The 15,781-nt window shown below is 57.4% G+C and carries 16 protein-coding genes; 12 read left to right on the top strand and 4 right to left on the bottom strand.

The window, feature by feature from the left end; genetic code table 11:
* The first annotated feature begins 63 nt into the window (after positions 1–63).
* From QP027_RS07605 to QP027_RS07570, 8 genes are all read left to right on the top strand, one after another.
* The gene (locus tag QP027_RS07605; RefSeq protein ID WP_284823773.1) at positions 64–1,104 is read left to right on the top strand and encodes a C40 family peptidase; all 1,041 of its coding nucleotides are present in this window, start codon (positions 64–66) and stop codon (positions 1,102–1,104) included.
* Positions 1,105–2,229, top strand: coding sequence for a glycosyltransferase family 4 protein (locus tag QP027_RS07600; protein ID WP_284823771.1), 1,125 nt, complete (start codon positions 1,105–1,107; stop codon positions 2,227–2,229).
* Between the two features lie 39 nt (positions 2,230–2,268).
* A complete protein-coding gene (locus QP027_RS07595) occupies positions 2,269–3,240 on the top strand; it encodes an ROK family protein (protein WP_284823769.1) in 972 nt (323 codons plus the stop codon).
* Between the two features lie 4 nt (positions 3,241–3,244).
* Complete coding sequence (locus QP027_RS07590; protein ID WP_284823767.1) at positions 3,245–3,985, top strand: lysophospholipid acyltransferase family protein; 741 nt, start codon at positions 3,245–3,247, stop codon at positions 3,983–3,985.
* Between the two features lie 122 nt (positions 3,986–4,107).
* On the top strand, positions 4,108–5,259 hold the full coding sequence (locus QP027_RS07585; protein WP_284823765.1) for an acyltransferase family protein: 1,152 nt from the start codon (positions 4,108–4,110) through the stop codon (positions 5,257–5,259).
* Positions 5,260–5,418, top strand: coding sequence for a hypothetical protein (locus tag QP027_RS07580; RefSeq protein ID WP_284823763.1), 159 nt, complete (start codon positions 5,260–5,262; stop codon positions 5,416–5,418).
* A gap of 21 nt (positions 5,419–5,439) precedes the next feature.
* Positions 5,440–5,955: a polyadenylate-specific 3'-exoribonuclease AS gene (locus tag QP027_RS07575; RefSeq protein ID WP_284823761.1), complete on the top strand. Its 516-nt coding sequence runs from the start codon at positions 5,440–5,442 to the stop codon at positions 5,953–5,955.
* Between the two features lie 37 nt (positions 5,956–5,992).
* The gene (locus QP027_RS07570; protein ID WP_284823760.1) at positions 5,993–7,381 is read left to right on the top strand and encodes a class II 3-deoxy-7-phosphoheptulonate synthase; all 1,389 of its coding nucleotides are present in this window, start codon (positions 5,993–5,995) and stop codon (positions 7,379–7,381) included.
* Between the two features lie 43 nt (positions 7,382–7,424).
* Here the strand turns inward: QP027_RS07570 and pknB are convergent, their stop codons facing one another.
* The gene (gene pknB / locus QP027_RS07565; protein ID WP_284823758.1) at positions 7,425–9,668 is read right to left on the bottom strand and encodes a Stk1 family PASTA domain-containing Ser/Thr kinase; all 2,244 of its coding nucleotides are present in this window, start codon (positions 9,666–9,668) and stop codon (positions 7,425–7,427) included.
* Between the two features lie 70 nt (positions 9,669–9,738).
* Between pknB and QP027_RS07560 the strand changes: the two genes are divergently transcribed.
* The gene (locus QP027_RS07560; RefSeq protein ID WP_349293162.1) at positions 9,739–10,113 is read left to right on the top strand and encodes an Rv2175c family DNA-binding protein; all 375 of its coding nucleotides are present in this window, start codon (positions 9,739–9,741) and stop codon (positions 10,111–10,113) included.
* Here the strand turns inward: QP027_RS07560 and QP027_RS07555 are convergent.
* The 3 genes from QP027_RS07555 to QP027_RS07545 all read right to left on the bottom strand — a co-directional run bounded on the left by QP027_RS07555 (position 10,082) and on the right by QP027_RS07545 (position 13,412).
* Positions 10,082–11,602 carry an alpha-(1->6)-mannopyranosyltransferase A gene (locus QP027_RS07555; protein WP_284823756.1) on the bottom strand — a complete coding sequence of 507 codons (1,521 nt, stop codon included), beginning with the start codon at positions 11,600–11,602 and terminating at the stop codon, positions 10,082–10,084. The two genes, QP027_RS07560 and QP027_RS07555, sit on opposite strands and share 32 nt — an antisense overlap.
* Positions 11,602–12,705: a polyprenyl synthetase family protein gene (locus QP027_RS07550; protein WP_284823754.1), complete on the bottom strand. Its 1,104-nt coding sequence runs from the start codon at positions 12,703–12,705 to the stop codon at positions 11,602–11,604. Before QP027_RS07550 ends, QP027_RS07555 begins: the two co-directional genes overlap by 1 nt.
* A gap of 113 nt (positions 12,706–12,818) precedes the next feature.
* Positions 12,819–13,412, bottom strand: coding sequence for a GNAT family N-acetyltransferase (locus QP027_RS07545; RefSeq protein ID WP_284823752.1), 594 nt, complete (start codon positions 13,410–13,412; stop codon positions 12,819–12,821).
* 191 nt (positions 13,413–13,603) lie between these two features.
* Here QP027_RS07545 and QP027_RS07540 point away from each other — a divergent pair, with 191 nt between their 5' ends.
* The 3 genes from QP027_RS07540 (at position 13,604) to mraZ (ending at position 15,609) form a co-directional block, all read left to right on the top strand.
* The gene (locus QP027_RS07540) at positions 13,604–14,071 is read left to right on the top strand and encodes an SAV_6107 family HEPN domain-containing protein (RefSeq protein WP_284823750.1); all 468 of its coding nucleotides are present in this window, start codon (positions 13,604–13,606) and stop codon (positions 14,069–14,071) included.
* A gap of 128 nt (positions 14,072–14,199) precedes the next feature.
* Positions 14,200–14,592 carry a DUF3040 domain-containing protein gene (locus QP027_RS07535; RefSeq protein WP_284823748.1) on the top strand — a complete coding sequence of 131 codons (393 nt, stop codon included), beginning with the start codon at positions 14,200–14,202 and terminating at the stop codon, positions 14,590–14,592.
* Positions 14,593–15,174: 582 nt separating this feature from the next.
* Positions 15,175–15,609 carry a division/cell wall cluster transcriptional repressor MraZ gene (gene mraZ, locus QP027_RS07530; RefSeq protein ID WP_284823746.1) on the top strand — a complete coding sequence of 145 codons (435 nt, stop codon included), beginning with the start codon at positions 15,175–15,177 and terminating at the stop codon, positions 15,607–15,609.
* Positions 15,610–15,781 lie beyond the last annotated feature (172 nt).

The raw sequence follows: 15,781 nt of genomic DNA, 5'->3' as shown, positions 1-15,781 counted from the left end.
TTATGTGGACTTCAGGGTGAGTCGGTCTCATCTGAAGGCTTAAGTTTTGTGAGGAAGGAAACTGTGGGTAAGCACAGCGCACCATCACACCGTCGATCAGCGGTAGTCGCTGCATCGGTGATTACAGCGGTCTCTGCAGGCTCTATGGCAGCACCAGTAAGTGCACAAGAGATTGATGACCTTATCGAGCAGATCGAAAGTGTCTCGCATGAGGCAACCGCGAAAAATGAGGACGTCAAGGAGCTCGAAGACGAGGTTGCTAGTGCCCAGGAGAGCTTGAATGCGCTCACCGAGGCGGCTAATGATGCCAACGATGCTGCTGGCACAGCAACATCGTCAAAGGATGGATTTCAAACCGAAGTAAACGGTATCGCGATGACGAAATATCGCAATGTTCAAAACGACTCCTTTGTCACGACCCTCGAATCTGGAGATCCGCAGACGGTCATTGATCGTGCGAGCTACCTAGGGATCATTTCCCGCAACACCGAACGTACTTTGGGCGATCTTCAGACTGCGAGTGAAACCGCGGCATCAAAGGCGAATGCAGCGAACATTGCAGTGGCTGAGGCCGAGTTCTTGCGCAACCAGCTTGACTCGAAGCTCAAAACGTTGGAAGAAGAGCGAGACGATCTAGAGGATCAGATCGCAGACATTGAGGCTCAGGTCGATGCTCTGTCAGAGGCGGACCGTGAGGCTTGGGAGAACAAGAATAACCCTGTCGAAGAGCCGGATCTTTCCGAGGCCGACACTGCCCCCGCAGGCACCGCAGGCGTTGTCGGGGCAGCGATGAGCAAACTTGGCTCGCCGTACGGCTGGGGAGCAGCAGGCCCGAATCAGTTTGACTGCTCTGGCCTGATGTACTGGTCGTATGCACAGCAGGGCAAGTCGATTCCTCGCACTTCCCAAGCACAGATCTCCGGCGGTCAGTCCGTCTCCCTGTCAGACCTGCAGCCGGGCGACATCATCGGCTACTACCCGGGTGTGACCCACGTGGGTATGTACATCGGTAATGGCCAGGTGGTCCACGCTTCGGATTACGGCATTCCAGTCCAGGTGGTTCCGTACGACTCCATGCCGATCTCGGGCGCATCCCGTTACTAGATGACGACCCTTTTGGTCACGAATGATTTCCCGCCCACTGTCGGCGGGATTCAGTCGTATTTGCGGGATTTTGTTGACACCCTTGATCCTGAGGGCATCATTGTTTTCGCCTCGACCCAAGACGCACAGGCCGCTCAGGCGTGGGACAGCGTTGCTAAATACCGGGTGATTCGGTGGCGGCGGTCCGTGATGCTTCCGACTCCCGCCACTGTACGAGAAATGCAGCGCATCATTCGTGAGTTCAATATCGACACGGTGTGGTTTGGAGCAGCCGCCCCACTCGCAGTCATGGGCCATGCCGCGAAGTCTGCCGGTGCCAGCCGGGTAATCGCGACCACGCATGGCCATGAGGTTGGTTGGTCGATGCTGCCGGGCGCCCGCCAAGTATTGGGCATCATCGGCGACAGTGCCGATGTAGTCACCTATATATCGGCGTACACTTTGCGACGATTCCGTCGCGCATTCGGAGACCAGCCGGAATTCGTGCACTTGCCGTCGGGGGTTGATACCGAGTATTTCACCCCAGCCAGTGCAAACCGACGCCTAGCCACCAGGGAAAAGTTCGGGTTTGCTAATGGCCCGATTGTCGTATGCGCCTCTCGCTTGGTGCCCCGCAAAGGGCAAGATCAATTGATCCGCGCCTTCAAAGGTGTCGTCGATAAGCACAGCGATGCACGGCTCGTGATCATCGGGCAGGGTCGCTACCGATCCGTTTTAGAAACACTTGCCAAGGACCTAGGCGAGCACGTGGTGTTTACTGGGGCCTTGCCACGTGACGAGATGCGTGATTTGGTCGCAGCCGCTGATGTCGTCGCCATGCCAGCGCGCACGCGGGGCGGGGGTCTCGACGTCGAGGGGTTGGGCATCGTCTACTTAGAGGCCCAATCCTGTGGTGTGCCGGTCATCGCTGGAGCATCAGGCGGGGCGCCGGAGACCGTCACGCAGGAGACCGGGCTGGTGGTCGATGGCACTGATCTTCCTGCACTTGAGAACGCACTGTTGACACTTCTCGAGGACCCCTCGCTACGACGCTCAATGGGGCGGGCAGGCCGAGCACATGTCTTACACAACTGGACATGGCCGATCATGGCACAACGCCTTGCCCAACTGCTTAATCAAGCGTGATAAGCATCGGCACCTCCGAGAGGTCTATTCTTAATACCTATGGCTATCTCTATCTCGGCTGACGAAGGGCTCACCGTCGGCTTCGACATCGGCGGAACCAATACCCGCGCTGGTGTCGTCACCGCGGCAGGGGAGATAATCGCTTCGGCGTCGGTTCGCAGCCCTGAATCCGCAGACGACATGGTGGGGGCCATTGTTTCGCTTGTCGACGAGCTCAAGGCCGACCACGACATCAAGGCAGTTGGGGTGGCTATCGCGGGCTTCTTAGACCCAGAGTGCGAAATCGTTCGTTTTGCTCCGCACCTGCCTTGGCGCGGTAACGCTCCAGTGCGAAAGATTCTTCACGATGCACTTGGTCTTCCTGTCCGCCTGGAACACGACGCGAACGCTGCGGCGTGGGGTGAGTACCGCTTTGGGGTAGCACAAGACACAGATACCTGGGTGTTTTTCGCACTTGGAACTGGCATCGGAGCAACATTGATGCACCGCGGTGAAATCTTTCGCGGGGCATTCGGCACCGCGCCAGAATTCGGCCATATTACAGTTGTTCCATCGGGGCGGCCGTGCTCGTGTGGAAAGCGAGGCTGCCTCGAGCGCTACGCTTCGGGCACCGCCTTGGTCGATACCGCGCAGGAGCTCGCGCATCAAAGGAGCTTCGAAGATACTAGGTTGTACCGTCGTGTCGTCGAAAAGCGAGTAACCGGCGACGACATCATGACCGCTGCGAGAAATGGGGACCGCTTGGCCCTTGCAGCCTTAGCTTCATTCTCCCAGTGGTTGGGGCAAGGGCTATCTGTTGTTGCAGATATTTTGGACCCTGAGTTGATCGTGATTGGCGGGGGAGTAAGCCGCGATGCGGATCTGTTTTTGGAAGATGCCCGCGAGCACATGTCATCAAGTATTGTAGGTGCGGGATTTCGTCCACTGCCACGAGTGATTCGGGCAGAGCTCGGGGCACAGGCAGGTATGATCGGTGTGGCTGATTTGGCGCGCCAAAGGATTGAGGAGTGACGACGTGCAGAACAAATGGTACTGGGTATTCAAGCACATTCTGTTGGGGCCACTAATCCGTGTGTGGAACCGCCCTTACCTGGAGGGTAAGGAAAATATTCCTGCCGAGGGACCGGCGATTATGGCGTCGAACCACCAGGCCGTGTACGACTCGTTCATTTTCCCGCTGGTCTGCCCGCGTCAGCTGACTTTCCCTGCCAAGAGCGAGTACTTCACCACTCCAGGCCTGATTGGCGGCATTCAGAAGTGGTTTTTCACCACATTGGGCCAAGTTCCTGTTGATCGCACCGCAGCCGATGCAGGTGACGCCATGATTACGGCGGCGAAGAAGGTGCTGGATCGCGGAGACCTTTTCGGCATTTACCCTGAAGGAACGCGTTCTCCGGATGGACGAATCTACAAGGGGCGCACCGGAATGGCGCGAATCGCTATGGCAACAGGCGTAGACGTTGTACCTGTCGTCATGGAGAACTTAGGCAAAGCGAACCCGATTGGAAGCTGGCTGATCCGTCCTGTCCGTGTCGGTGTGAAAATCGGTGAGCCGATCAATCCTCACAAGTGGGCTGAGGAGAATGGCTTCGACCCAGAGTCGCGCGAGGTAATCCGCCCGTTTACAGACTTTGTCGTAAAGAAATTGGCCGAGATTTCCGGCAATGAATATGTCGATATGTACGCCTCCGACGTGAAGAAGTCACTGGAAGCTGGCCACGGTTACCCGCCAGAGGCGCAACCAAAGCGGGACTAATCGCTTTCGACGAGCTTGATTGGTTGGTGTCGTTGCAGCTAGAATGAAGCCGATTAAAAAACCGTGACATAACTGGCTACTTATCGGCAGCACGGTCAGCTGAGAACGAAGGAGGGGCGCTCATGGCCTCACAACGTCTTGCTTGGCCGGATGTGGCAAAGGGACTATCGATCATCGGGGTCGTCGTATTGCACGTATCCCTCTTGGTTCCAGGCGCCCGCGAAAGCTTTCTCTCTCAGGCGAACACCCTGCTTGATCCACTGCGCATGCCACTGTTTTTCTTGGTCAGCGGCCTGTTTTCTGCAAAGGTTTTCAACTTTAGCTTCGGCGAACTCTTCCGCAAACGACTGTGGTTCTTTCTTATCCCGTATCTCATCTGGGTTCCAATCGAGGTCACGCTGACAAACGAGATGCGCATCCTCGCAGGCGTCTCGGGGCCGATGACCATTGCTGATCACGTCGAGCTCATTGTCACCGGTCGGAATATGGCGTGGTTTTTGTACGCCTTGATCCTGTTTAACGTTGCACTGTGGGCTACGCGCAAGATGCCATGGTGGGGCGTTATCGCGGTGGCGTTGAGCCCGATCATCGCGATTCCTCTGCACCATGACGTGCCGATCGTCGCTAAGGCAATCATGTACTTGCCAGTGTTTATCTCGGGTGCGTACCTGCGCCACGTGATCAAGCGCTTTGCACTCACCGCGCTGACTCCGACGAGGACCCTGTTCGCCCTCGCGGGGTACCTGCTTGGTGTCGCAGTGATTGTCGGCTGGAATATGTACTTGGATAGCGGAGTCACGGTTGCAATCCCTGTCCCAGTGCTCGAGCCATTTGACCACACCGAAGTGCTGCTGCTGATCAACCTTGTGCACTACATGTTGATGCTTCCAGCCGGTGTGTTGCTTGCGGTGGCCCTTTCCAAGATTCCGTTTATCTCGCAGCCACTGCAATTCCTGGGTCGCAATACGTTGCCAATTTACCTTGGCCATCCAATCGGCCTGACAATGCTGATCGCATTTCCTCGCACCATTTACGAGCTTCCAATTGGCATTGATGAGACCTCAATGTGGATGCACACCAACATCTGGATAGTGTTGAGTCTGGTAGCGGCTGCTATTGGATCCATTGTGATGTGGGGGATTGGAAAGATCCCTGTCGTTCGTTGGAGCCTGTACCCACCGAAGCTGCCTGAACGAGGAATCGCCGGATACAAGTTGGCAGATGGTTCGTCGACAAGTAAGCCTGCTCTGGCGCAGAAAGAAGGACCGAAGTAAATGGATCGCAGCATAGCTATCCGCATCGGATTGGTCACTGTGCTGATCGTGGCTTATATCGCCGCCGCGGCAGTGGATTTTCACCGTCAGACCGTCGCCCCGATCATTGTGATCGCAATTGCTGTGGTCATGTTCTTTCCCCGCCCAAAGACTAAGTAAAGAAAAGATGTGTCACCCTTCGTGAGGTACTTTTACGACACGGAATTCATCGAAGACGGACGAACGATTGATTTGGTTTCAATCGGAATTGTCGCGGAAGACGGGCGCGAATACTATGCGGTGTCTACTGACTTCGATGGAAGCAAAGCCAATGCCTGGGTTCGGGACAATGTCCTGGACAAGCTCCCCAACCCGCAGTTGGAAGTGTGGAAATCGCTGAACACAATCAGGCAAGAGGTCTACGAATTTCTTACCAAGACAAAGACCAAGCCGGAACTGTGGGCATGGGTAGGGGCCTATGACCATGTGGTTCTTGCCCAACTGTGGGGAGATATGACGGGGCTTCCGCGTGCTTTGCCGCGATACACTCGGGAACTTCGTCAGTATTGGGACATGGCTGGGAGACCTACGCTGCCGGATACACCCGAAGGCAACCATGACGCATTGGTAGATGCGCGTCACAATGTTGAAAAGTTTAGAGTGTGCGAAAACGTGCTCCCGTTGGACAAACGGGGGCGTGTTGAAAAACGCCTCTGAGTGTGTTTTTACAAGTTAGCGTGCTACAACTAATAAGGTGAGTTGGACTATTGATATCCCCGAGACAGTTCTTCCGGATCTGCCCCCACTGCCAGGGGAATTGAACGAGAAGTTCCAAGATGTTGTCGCACGCGACGCAAAACAGCAGCCTACCTGGGACCGAGTCAAAGCGGACAACGTTCGCAAAATCCTTGAATCGGTACCTCCAGTAGTCGTTGTGCCTGAAATCCACGCGCTGAAGAGCCATCTGGCAGACGTGGCCAACGGCAAGGCGTTCCTCCTTCAAGGCGGCGATTGCGCAGAAACCTTCGAGTCCAACACAGAGCCACATATCCGCGCGAATGTAAAGACGCTGCTGCAGATGGCAGTTGTCTTGACTTACGGTGCGTCGCTACCGGTGGTCAAGCTCGCGCGTATCGCGGGACAGTATGCAAAGCCACGCTCTTCCGATTTGGATGCCAATGGCCTGCCTAATTACCGCGGCGATATCGTCAACGGCGTCGAGCCAACCCCCGAGGCACGTCAGCATGACCCAGCTCGTATGGTCCGCGCTTACGCAAACTCGGGCGCTGCGATGAACCTTGTGCGTGCGCTGACCCAGTCGGGCACCGCCGACCTGTACAACCTGGATGAGCTCAACCGGGAATTCGTGGCAAACTCCGCAGCAGGTGCACGTTACGAGGCACTGTCCCGTGAGATTTCTCGCTCGCTCGCTTTCATGGATGCCTGCGGCGTTAATGACCACAACCTGCGTACTTCTGAGATCTTCGCTTCTCACGAGGCCCTGTTGGTCGACTATGAGCGCGCAATGCTCCGCCTCGGCGAGGGCGAGAACGGCGAAACCAAGCTGTACGACTTGTCCGCGCACCAGCTGTGGATCGGCGAGCGCACCCGTGGCATGGATGACTTCCACGTGAACTTCGCGGCGCTGATCGAGAACCCGGTGGGCATCAAAATCGGCCCGACGATCACTCCTGAAGAAGCTGTTGCTTACGCAGACAAACTTGACCCGAATCATGAGCCAGGCCGCTTGACCATGGTCGCTCGCATGGGCCACGACAATGTGCGCTCGGTGCTACCTGGCGTAATCAAGGCTGTTGAAGACTCGGGCCATAAGGTGATCTGGCAGTCCGACCCGATGCACGGCAACACATTCACCGCATCGAACGGCTACAAGACCCGCCACTTTGACAAGATTATCGACGAAGTTCAGGGATTCTTCGAGGTCCACCGCGCACTGGGCACCCACCCAGGCGGCATCCACATCGAGCTCACTGGCGAAGACGTCACCGAGTGCTTGGGTGGCGCGCAGGACATCACCGACGTTGATCTGCCAGGTCGCTACGAGTCCGCTTGCGACCCGCGTCTGAACACCGAGCAGGCTCTGGAGCTGTCCTTCTTGGTTGCGGAGATGCTGCGCTACTAGCTTCGTGCTTAACGACGAACCCGCCGCCCGGCACTCACTTGATCTACTTCGAGTCGACCTTCACGGTCTGGCCGACAGTGAGGGGGGAGCCAGCGGCGGTTTTTTGTGCCGTGATGGTTTGCTTGTCATAGCGGGAGCCACGGTTAATCTTCAAACCAATGTCCTCCAAGAGCTCGCGCGCATCGGCCACTGTCATGCCGGTGACATCAGGCACCGTGACCTTTCCCGGCAGCACAAGGGAGGCCTCGGCTTCTTCCGGCTTGAGGTTGGTCCACGGTACTGGATCAGACGACACGATGACATTGCCATTCTCACCCACCGCTTCCTTGTCGCGCTGAGTGTTGTCAAGGGTGATTCCAGCGGCGTCGAGGGCTTCGGTGGCGTCGTCGAGAGTCATGCCGGTGACATCAGGCATGGTCTTGGCATTGGAAAGAACCAGATTCACCGTGTCGCCGCGCTCGAGTTGCGTCGTCTTGCCGGGATCGGAAGAGACGACGTTGCCACCGTAGATGTCTTCGTCGAAGTCCTCGGTGATCTCACCGACATTAAGGCCCGCTTCTTCCAGTTGGCGTACCGCGTCATCTTTGGGCAGGCCACGCAAGTCGGGGACTTCAATGGGCTCGGGCCCTTTGGATACCGCTACAGTCACCTTCGACCCAATGTCGAGGGCGGTACCCGCTGCTGGTTCGGTTGAAGCAACGGAGCCGACGGGAGCATCAGTGGAGTAGACGGACTCGCCGGTAATTACCTGGAATGTGCGCTCCTCGGCGATCGCGCGATAATCCTCCACAGACATTCCACCGGGCACTTCGGGCACGGTCGGCCGACCCTGTGAGATCAGAATTTTTACCTGATCACCGGGAAGAACCTTATCCCCGGCTGGCGGTTCGGTGCCAACCGGGGAGTCTGCGGGAACTGTGTTGGAATAAACTATCTCCGTCGCCGGTTCGAAGCCGGCTTCCGTCACTGCGGTGATCGCCTCTTCTCGGCCCATTCCGATCACTTGGGGGATTTCACCGTATCTGCCCGACCCGAACCACCAAGCACCGACAGCAACTGCTGCGGTTAGCGCAAAGATCACGATGAGCCAGAGGATGAGCGACCACACCGAGCGGTTCGTTTCCGGTTTAGGCTGATCAACGGCAACATCGGCGCGTTGGTACTCGGCCGGGACTGCATGGGAGTCTGCCTCAACGGGAGGCACCGCGGGCTGCATCTGAGTCTCCGGCTCGCGATATGCAGGGGGAGTGGGTGCAGCTACAGGTGGGACCACGGCTGTTTCAAATGAGGTTTCCTGTTCCGCGTGCGGCGATAGAACCGAGGTCTCGTTCGCGCTCGAGTCAACGCTGTCTCCTGTGGGAGGTTGCGTCGAAAGAGGTGAAGTCATGTCCGTCGGAATTGCAGCAGCCCTGTGGGCGGCTGAGTTGGTCGGCACGGGCACAGTGTAGGCCGGAAGCTGCAACTCCGCGGCGACATCATCAAGCGCAGCCAAGAAATCGCCGGCGTCGTTAAAACGATCTTTTGGATCCCGAGCGGTAGCGGTGGCCACGAGCTCGTCGAAAAGCTTTGGCACGCCCGAGATCCGCGTTGAAGGTGCTGGGACGTCGTCGTGAATGCGGGCGAAGGCATGAGCGAGCTGGGAGTCTCCGCTAAACGGGGTGGTGCCGGTCAGGAGCTCGAAAAGCACAACGCCAGCCGAGTAAACATCGGACGCCTGGGTGATCTCAGAACCGTCAACTTGCTCTGGGGATAGGTACGCCACCGTGCCCACGATCTGATCGGTCGAGTGCTGCGCATCGCTGGCTGCTCGTACCAAGCCAAAGTCGGCGAGCTTGACGCGGTGGTCGCCATTAATCAAGATATTGTCGGGCTTGATGTCGCGGTGCACCATCCCCTTCGCGTGAGCGACCGACAGGCCGGTCAGAGTCGCCCGCATCACTGCGGTGGCGGCATGGGGTGGCATGGGTCCACGTTCCGCTAGAAGCTCGCGCAAGGTACCGCCGGTAATGAGCTCCATGATCAGGAATACCGTGTCGCCTTGAGCAGAGAAGTCATAAACACCAACCAGATTCGGGTGGGTCAGCTGCGCCATGGCCCGTGCTTCGCGACGAAAGCGGTCAAGAAAAACCGCGTCGTCGACGTAACGCTCGTCCATTACTTTCGCCGCAACTTCGCGCCCGAGCCTCTCGTCGACGCAGCGGTAAACGGTGGACATGCCTCCACGCGCGATCGGGCGATCGATGCGGTAGCGGTCCTCCAAATATTCTCCAACTGCGAGTTGACTCATGCCCCTCAGTATGGTGCAAAACGGGTGACTAGTGGTAGTCGACAGCCGTAAAAGTCGTAGAGTAGTGACTGTGAGTACTCCAGAGAACACCCCAATCGATTGCGCACAGCTGCTTGTCGACGAACCGATGCTCCCGCTTCCTGACGTAGCTGAGCGGTTGAACATCCCGGTGACCAAGGTCCACGACCTGATTCACACCAACAAACTCGTGGCTTGTCGTGTCGACGGCGTAAATATGATCCCTGAAGCACTTCTCGATGGTGATGAGCTATCGAAGTTTGTCGCCGGCGCGATCACCGTCTTGCGCGACGGAGGCTACGAGCCCGACGAGATTCTCCACTTCTTGTTCACGCCAGACGACACGTTGCCGGGGCGCCCCGTTGATGCTCTCCACGGGCACGGGGCGCGCGAGGTCATTCGCCGCGCGCAGGCGATGGCATTTTAGCAGCGTTATTTGTAACCAGCTGCAGTCCTGGACGCGTCTTCGCGTCCAGTGGAAAGACGTAGTGGGTAGCAATCCAAGCGACGATCAGCGCTGCGCCGAGCCACCACATGTCGTAGAACCGGTGGTTGCCACTGCCGGTGAATGCCATCGCGAGGACTATCGATGTGCCGGTGGTGAGCTGCAGCAGCCAGAGCGGCGGGCGGAATGTTCCAATCAGGGTGATCACCGATGCGTAGTACCAAGGCAGTGCGACAGCGTTGAACGTATACGCCACCTGGTAGGCCAGCGTGGTGCCCATGATGGCGCGGCGATCGTTGTGGCGGAAGAACCACCAGACGATGACCAATCCCGTCAGCATCAGGATGGATCCCACGGTCCTCGTTACACCAAGAACTGTGTTGTAGGGGAAACGCTCGTCGAAAAGCTGCAGAAACGGTGTTACACGATCGGCGATGAACGTAGGGGCCGAGAGTGGATTGACTACCTTGGAATTGCCGGAGATTTCGGCTAGCCAACCCCACGACGAGCCCGACGCCCAGGTAACGATGCCAACGACAAGGAAAGTCAGCACCACGCCAATGAAACCTGACGCAACAAACGCGAAGATACGACGCGCAAAGGTGGCCGATTTCGGGGCGTAATGGTTTGTCGCGATCCACACCACAAACGGCAATGCGATCGCCGCTGTTGCCTTCAAGGAGACTGCAACGGAGATCAACACCACGCTGCTGACAAAGTGACGGTTCAAGGCAGCGAGCAGGCCAACTGAGACCAACCCGACCATGATCGACTCGTTGTGCATGCCGCCGATCATGTGCAGAACCATTACCGGATTAGCCACGCCCAGCCACAGCGCCATGGTTGGATCCCCGCCGAGCTTTTGCGCGATTCTTGGCACCGCCCATGCGATTGCCGCGAATCCAGCGATCGAGATAATCTTGTACACAATGAGCCCGGCGATGACATTATCACCGACCAAGGTGGTTACGCCCTCGCCGATCCACAAGTGCAGTGGACCATAGGGAGTGGTGGTGTTGCGCCAGTCGTGGGACACCTCAAGCAGGTACGGCCCGGGATTGACAGCTGCGCCTTCGGTGTAGGGATCAAAACCGTCGCGCACCATCGCACCCTGCATCAGATACGAATAAACATCACGGGACAAAACCGGTGCCGCTGCTGCCAAAGGCGCGATCCATATCCACATGGCCCGTTTGGTCGTCGTGAAGCGTTCGCTGCTTCCCGCAGGCTTGTCGACGACAACAGTGCGCCCCAGCAGGACCCATGCGCCAATGAGTAAAGCGATTCCCACGAACAAGACGATCTCCATGATGCCCTTGCCGTGGCCGAATGTGAGAAACTCAAGACCTAATGCTGAGATAACACCGCCGCGGTTGCGGGTGGCACCGGCGCCGAAGGAGCCGAGTGCGAGCAAAATGGTGCCGGTGAGTCCGAGCCAGGTCGGGGAGAGTCGCGCTAGTCTGTCCAGCATTACTTGTGGCGCTCCGTGGAGCGGATCGCAAGATCGCGCAAGGCTTCGGAAACCTCTGCGTCAACGCCAGCCTCGGTGAGGTATTTCAGGCCGGACGAAGTCAGGGTGGAAATGTGCTTTTCTACTTGGTCTACTGCGCCAGTTTCCGCGATGATGGTGGCGAGGCGAGAAAGCGTAGCCGGGTCAGAAGTCTGTCCGACCCCTGCTCGTAGCTCTGCGGCAGCTTGAGGGTCGTGCGCATCGGCGTGCTGTAAAGCTAGCGCGAGAAGGACGGTGCGTTTGCCTTCGCGTAGATCGTCGCCGGCGGGCTTACCGGTGACCTTGGGGTCGCCGAAGACGCCGAGGAGGTCGTCGCGAAGCTGGTAGGCGATACCGATGTCGTGGCCGTAACCGCGGAACGCTGCGATGGTAGCTGCGGGTGCTCCAGCGATTGCCGCCCCGAGGTGAAGTGGGCGTTCGATTGTGTATGCGGCGGTTTTGAACCGGTTGACAGCGTTGGCCATTGCTGGGTCTTCATCACCAGTGGCTTCCAGCGAAATGTCGAGGAGCTGCCCGCCGATCACCTCGGTGCGCATACCCCGCCAGGGTTCGGCTGCGCGTTCGAGGGCTTCAGGAGACAACCCAGAGTAGCGCCACATGTCCTCCGCCCAAATGAGAGCAAGGTCGCCGACAAGAATCGCGGTGGACACTCCGTAGTGGAACGGGTCGCCAGACCACTTGGCTTCCTTATGGGTGGCTTCTACCGCGCGATGGACGGTGGGATTTCCGCGCCGGGTGTCGGAGGAATCGATGATGTCATCGTGGATCAGTGCGCAGGCCTGGATAAATTCCAAAGAGCTCACTGCGCGCAAGACTGCAGCGGGATCTTCGACGGAGTTTTCTAACCCTCCGCCACCGACAAAGCCCGCCCAACCATAGAGGGGGCGAACACGCTTGCCGCCACCAAGGACGAAGTCATGGAGATACTGCACAGCATCAGTCACGGGTTGACCGATTGCGGTAATCGCATCCGTGCGCTGTTGGAAAAACGCTTCGAGTTCACGGTGTGCGGCCTGCGGGACGTCATGAATGTGTAGCTGCTGAAGATCCTGCGAGGCGCTCACGGTCGAAGTCTCCTTGGTAGTGCTGCAAAAATGGTTGCCTCTTAGGATACCTACTGTGGTTTCCCTAACCGGTGTCTAGCCCGGAACTCTGATCGTTGCGCTTTGTATCGGGCTTAGAGAAGTCTTCGATTGCGGGGCGAGTGCGTTTGATCTGGAAGGGGGAGTGGGCGCCCCAGTACGGCGAAAGGTCGATTGTCGCCCTGGTAGTAGAAGTCTCTCAATACGTCGGTAAAACCCATCGACCTGTAGAGGCCGAACGCTGCGTTCTTTTCATCTTTAACTTCAGGCGTAGATAGCAGCGCGTGACGGGCGGGAGCATTCCAGAGTAGTTGGGTAAGCAAATTCCTCCCGATTCCACGCACTTGAAGCGCAGGGGTGACGTGAATCTCGGCGATTTCGAAGTAGCTTTCCAAGAGTTCTCTTTGCTCAGGTGTGGGACCGCCTGCCTCTAGGAAGCCGCGTCGTAGTTGCCGATCCCACCAATGGTCGGGGCTGCCGAGAAACCCATATGCAACCCCGATGATCACGCTATCTTGCACCGCGATTAGAGCGGTGAATCCGGGGTGGGTGATTTCCGAGCGCCATACGCGGATCCTTTGAGTTCTGATCCCCGCGGAATATCCCATCGCATCCATGTAAATATCGACTAGTCGCGGAGCAAGCACCGAAAATTCGGGGCCCGTTAGTCGTCGAATCGATACAGTCACAGCTTCTATCGAACCATGCTCAGGCCCTTGATGTGTTGGTTTTGAACCGGCTGTTTGCCACGCTTTCGCAAATCCAAGTGGCGGGAGAGCTGCGTAAACAGGGAATATCTAGAACATATGTTCTAAAGGGCTGTCGGGATGTCGAACGCATGTTTTATGTTATTGGCACAGCGAAAGAAAAGGAGAGGGACATGGCAGGCAGCGTAATTTCGGCAACAACAGGCGCGGTGGTCGGCGCTACTCGCCGTTCGGCCAAGGAGGATCGCTTCCTTCGTGACGCGGAAGCGTTGCTCGATGCTGCCCGTGCCCACTTTGACCAGGGCCGCACTGACCTCGCGCTTGAAGATGCGTACCGTGCCGCTCTGCGGACTGCAGGCGCCATAAGCGCCAGGTCTACGGTTCTAGCTCGCAAAAAGCGCTTGCCGACGAATGCGTGGGACAAGCTCAGGTTGACCGGGGGCGAAGGAGCTCATTGGGCAGGAGAGTTTTCATCCTTCTCGGCACTGCGCGGTCGTGTGGCATTAGGGATTGAGGATCGACCGAGTCGGCTTGATACTCAGCGCCTTATCTCACTTGCAGGAGCTTTCTACGGTCATGCAGTTTACGGCGACTCGGGCTATCCAATCTCTGGTGGGGGTGCGGTGGCAGAAGCTGCATAGACCAGGCACCGGTACGGGGCGGGAGAAGGTGTAGGCGGGCTTTCACTTCGGGGAACAAACGGGATACCCTATACGTTGAAGAGGTTAGAGAATTAATCAAGGACCAATCACTACCGCCGGGAGGAATTGTGGCCCTTTCAGAGCAGGAGCAGCGCGCGCTCCGGGAAATCGAGCAGTCGCTGCTAGCAGATGACCCAAAGTTTGGCGCGTCAGTATCTGGGCGTGAGCCCCTTGGCGGTGGAATTCCTTCGGGCCGGGCAACGCTTCGTGGGTCTGCGCTTATCGTTCTAGGTTTGGTTTTGCTGATCGCGGGCGTGGCGCTCTCGCAAATGAGCTTTTGGTTCATCGCTCTCAGCGTTGTTGGTTTTATCGTGATGTTCGCTGGCGGTGTGTGGATTCTCAAGGCTCCGCAAGGAGTGGCTCCGCAGCGTGCGCATCCGGCCACTGGCGGCCAGGGCGGTCGTAGTGGAGTGGGTTTGCGAATGGAAGAGAACTTCCGCCGCCGCTTCGAAGGTCAGTAGAAATACCGGTTTGAAACTAGTTGAATAACTAGACGGCTGAACTTTAGGTCGCCCCCTCGCTTGATATGCGAGGGGGCGACCTTTTTCTTATGGTGCGACTCTCCGGCGTGTCGCTTGGGCTCCCCTGAAAGGGGGTGCGGTTCCAGTCTGTGCAAAGCTCTGCGAGCTGCGCTTCCGGCTCCGCTCAGGCCGCCGGGATATGTCGTCCCCACTTTGCCCCACCGGGTTCACCCACTTCGCCCCACTTTCTTGCAGTGTCGAATAACCGCAGGTGAAGGCCGAGAAATCCTTGACGGGGTAATGGTAAGTACTGGTTCCAGTGGGGCTAAAAGTGGCAAATGTGACTCAAGGGGGAGCCGTTGGCGTACGCTTACGGGAAACCGCGCCACCAAAATAAACGATATCTAGCTGCGAAAACTTCGATAAGTCGAAGAAAAATCGGTGGGCGTGTGGTGTTTGTGGGGCAAAGTGGGTTAAAGTGGGGCACAGCGGCGAACAAGTGGAGGCGCATCCAGCGTTTTACCGAGGGAGTCGTTAGAAGATCACTCCGGAGTTGACGAGTAGAGGAAAGGTGGGCCCGGGATGTTTCTCGGTACCTACACGCCGAAGCTCGACGACAAAGGCAGATTGACCCTTCCAGCGAAGTTTCGTGAGGACCTCGCCGATGGGTTGATGGTGACTAAAGGGCAAGACCACTCACTAGCGGTCTTTCCGCGGGAGGCATTTGCGGCACGAGCACGAAAAGCTGCAGCTGTTTCTCGTACGAACCCACAGGCACGTGCGTTCATTCGAAACCTCGCAGCGAGCGCGGATGAACAAACTCCAGACGGGTCCGGTCGAATCACCTTGTCTCCGGCGCATCGTGAATACGCAAATCTCTCCAAAGAGTGCGTTGTGATCGGTTCCGTTGATTTTCTTGAGATTTGGGACGCAGAGTCCTGGGCTCAGTATCAGGCAGAGACTGAAGCTGCATTTGCTGCAGCGGATGACGACGACATTCTCGCCGGACTGCTGTAAGACAGCTGCCCCTGGTGGAGAACGTGTAAGGACTCTGCTCGAAGCGTGAGTTGTTCTGGTGTACTTCCCCGATATCAGAATGACCGCTTCGAGTAGGGCCCTATACGTTCCCCGCGAGCGCATAAGCGCAGTGGACACAGAGACGTAGACGAGTAATCGACCTGGCAGCCAA

This window comes from Corynebacterium breve, from assembly GCF_030252165.1.
Classification (GTDB): Bacteria; Actinomycetota; Actinomycetes; order Mycobacteriales; family Mycobacteriaceae; genus Corynebacterium; species Corynebacterium breve.
The sequence above is the reverse complement of the archived record's forward strand: the minus strand, read 5'-3'. Positions and strand labels throughout refer to the sequence as shown.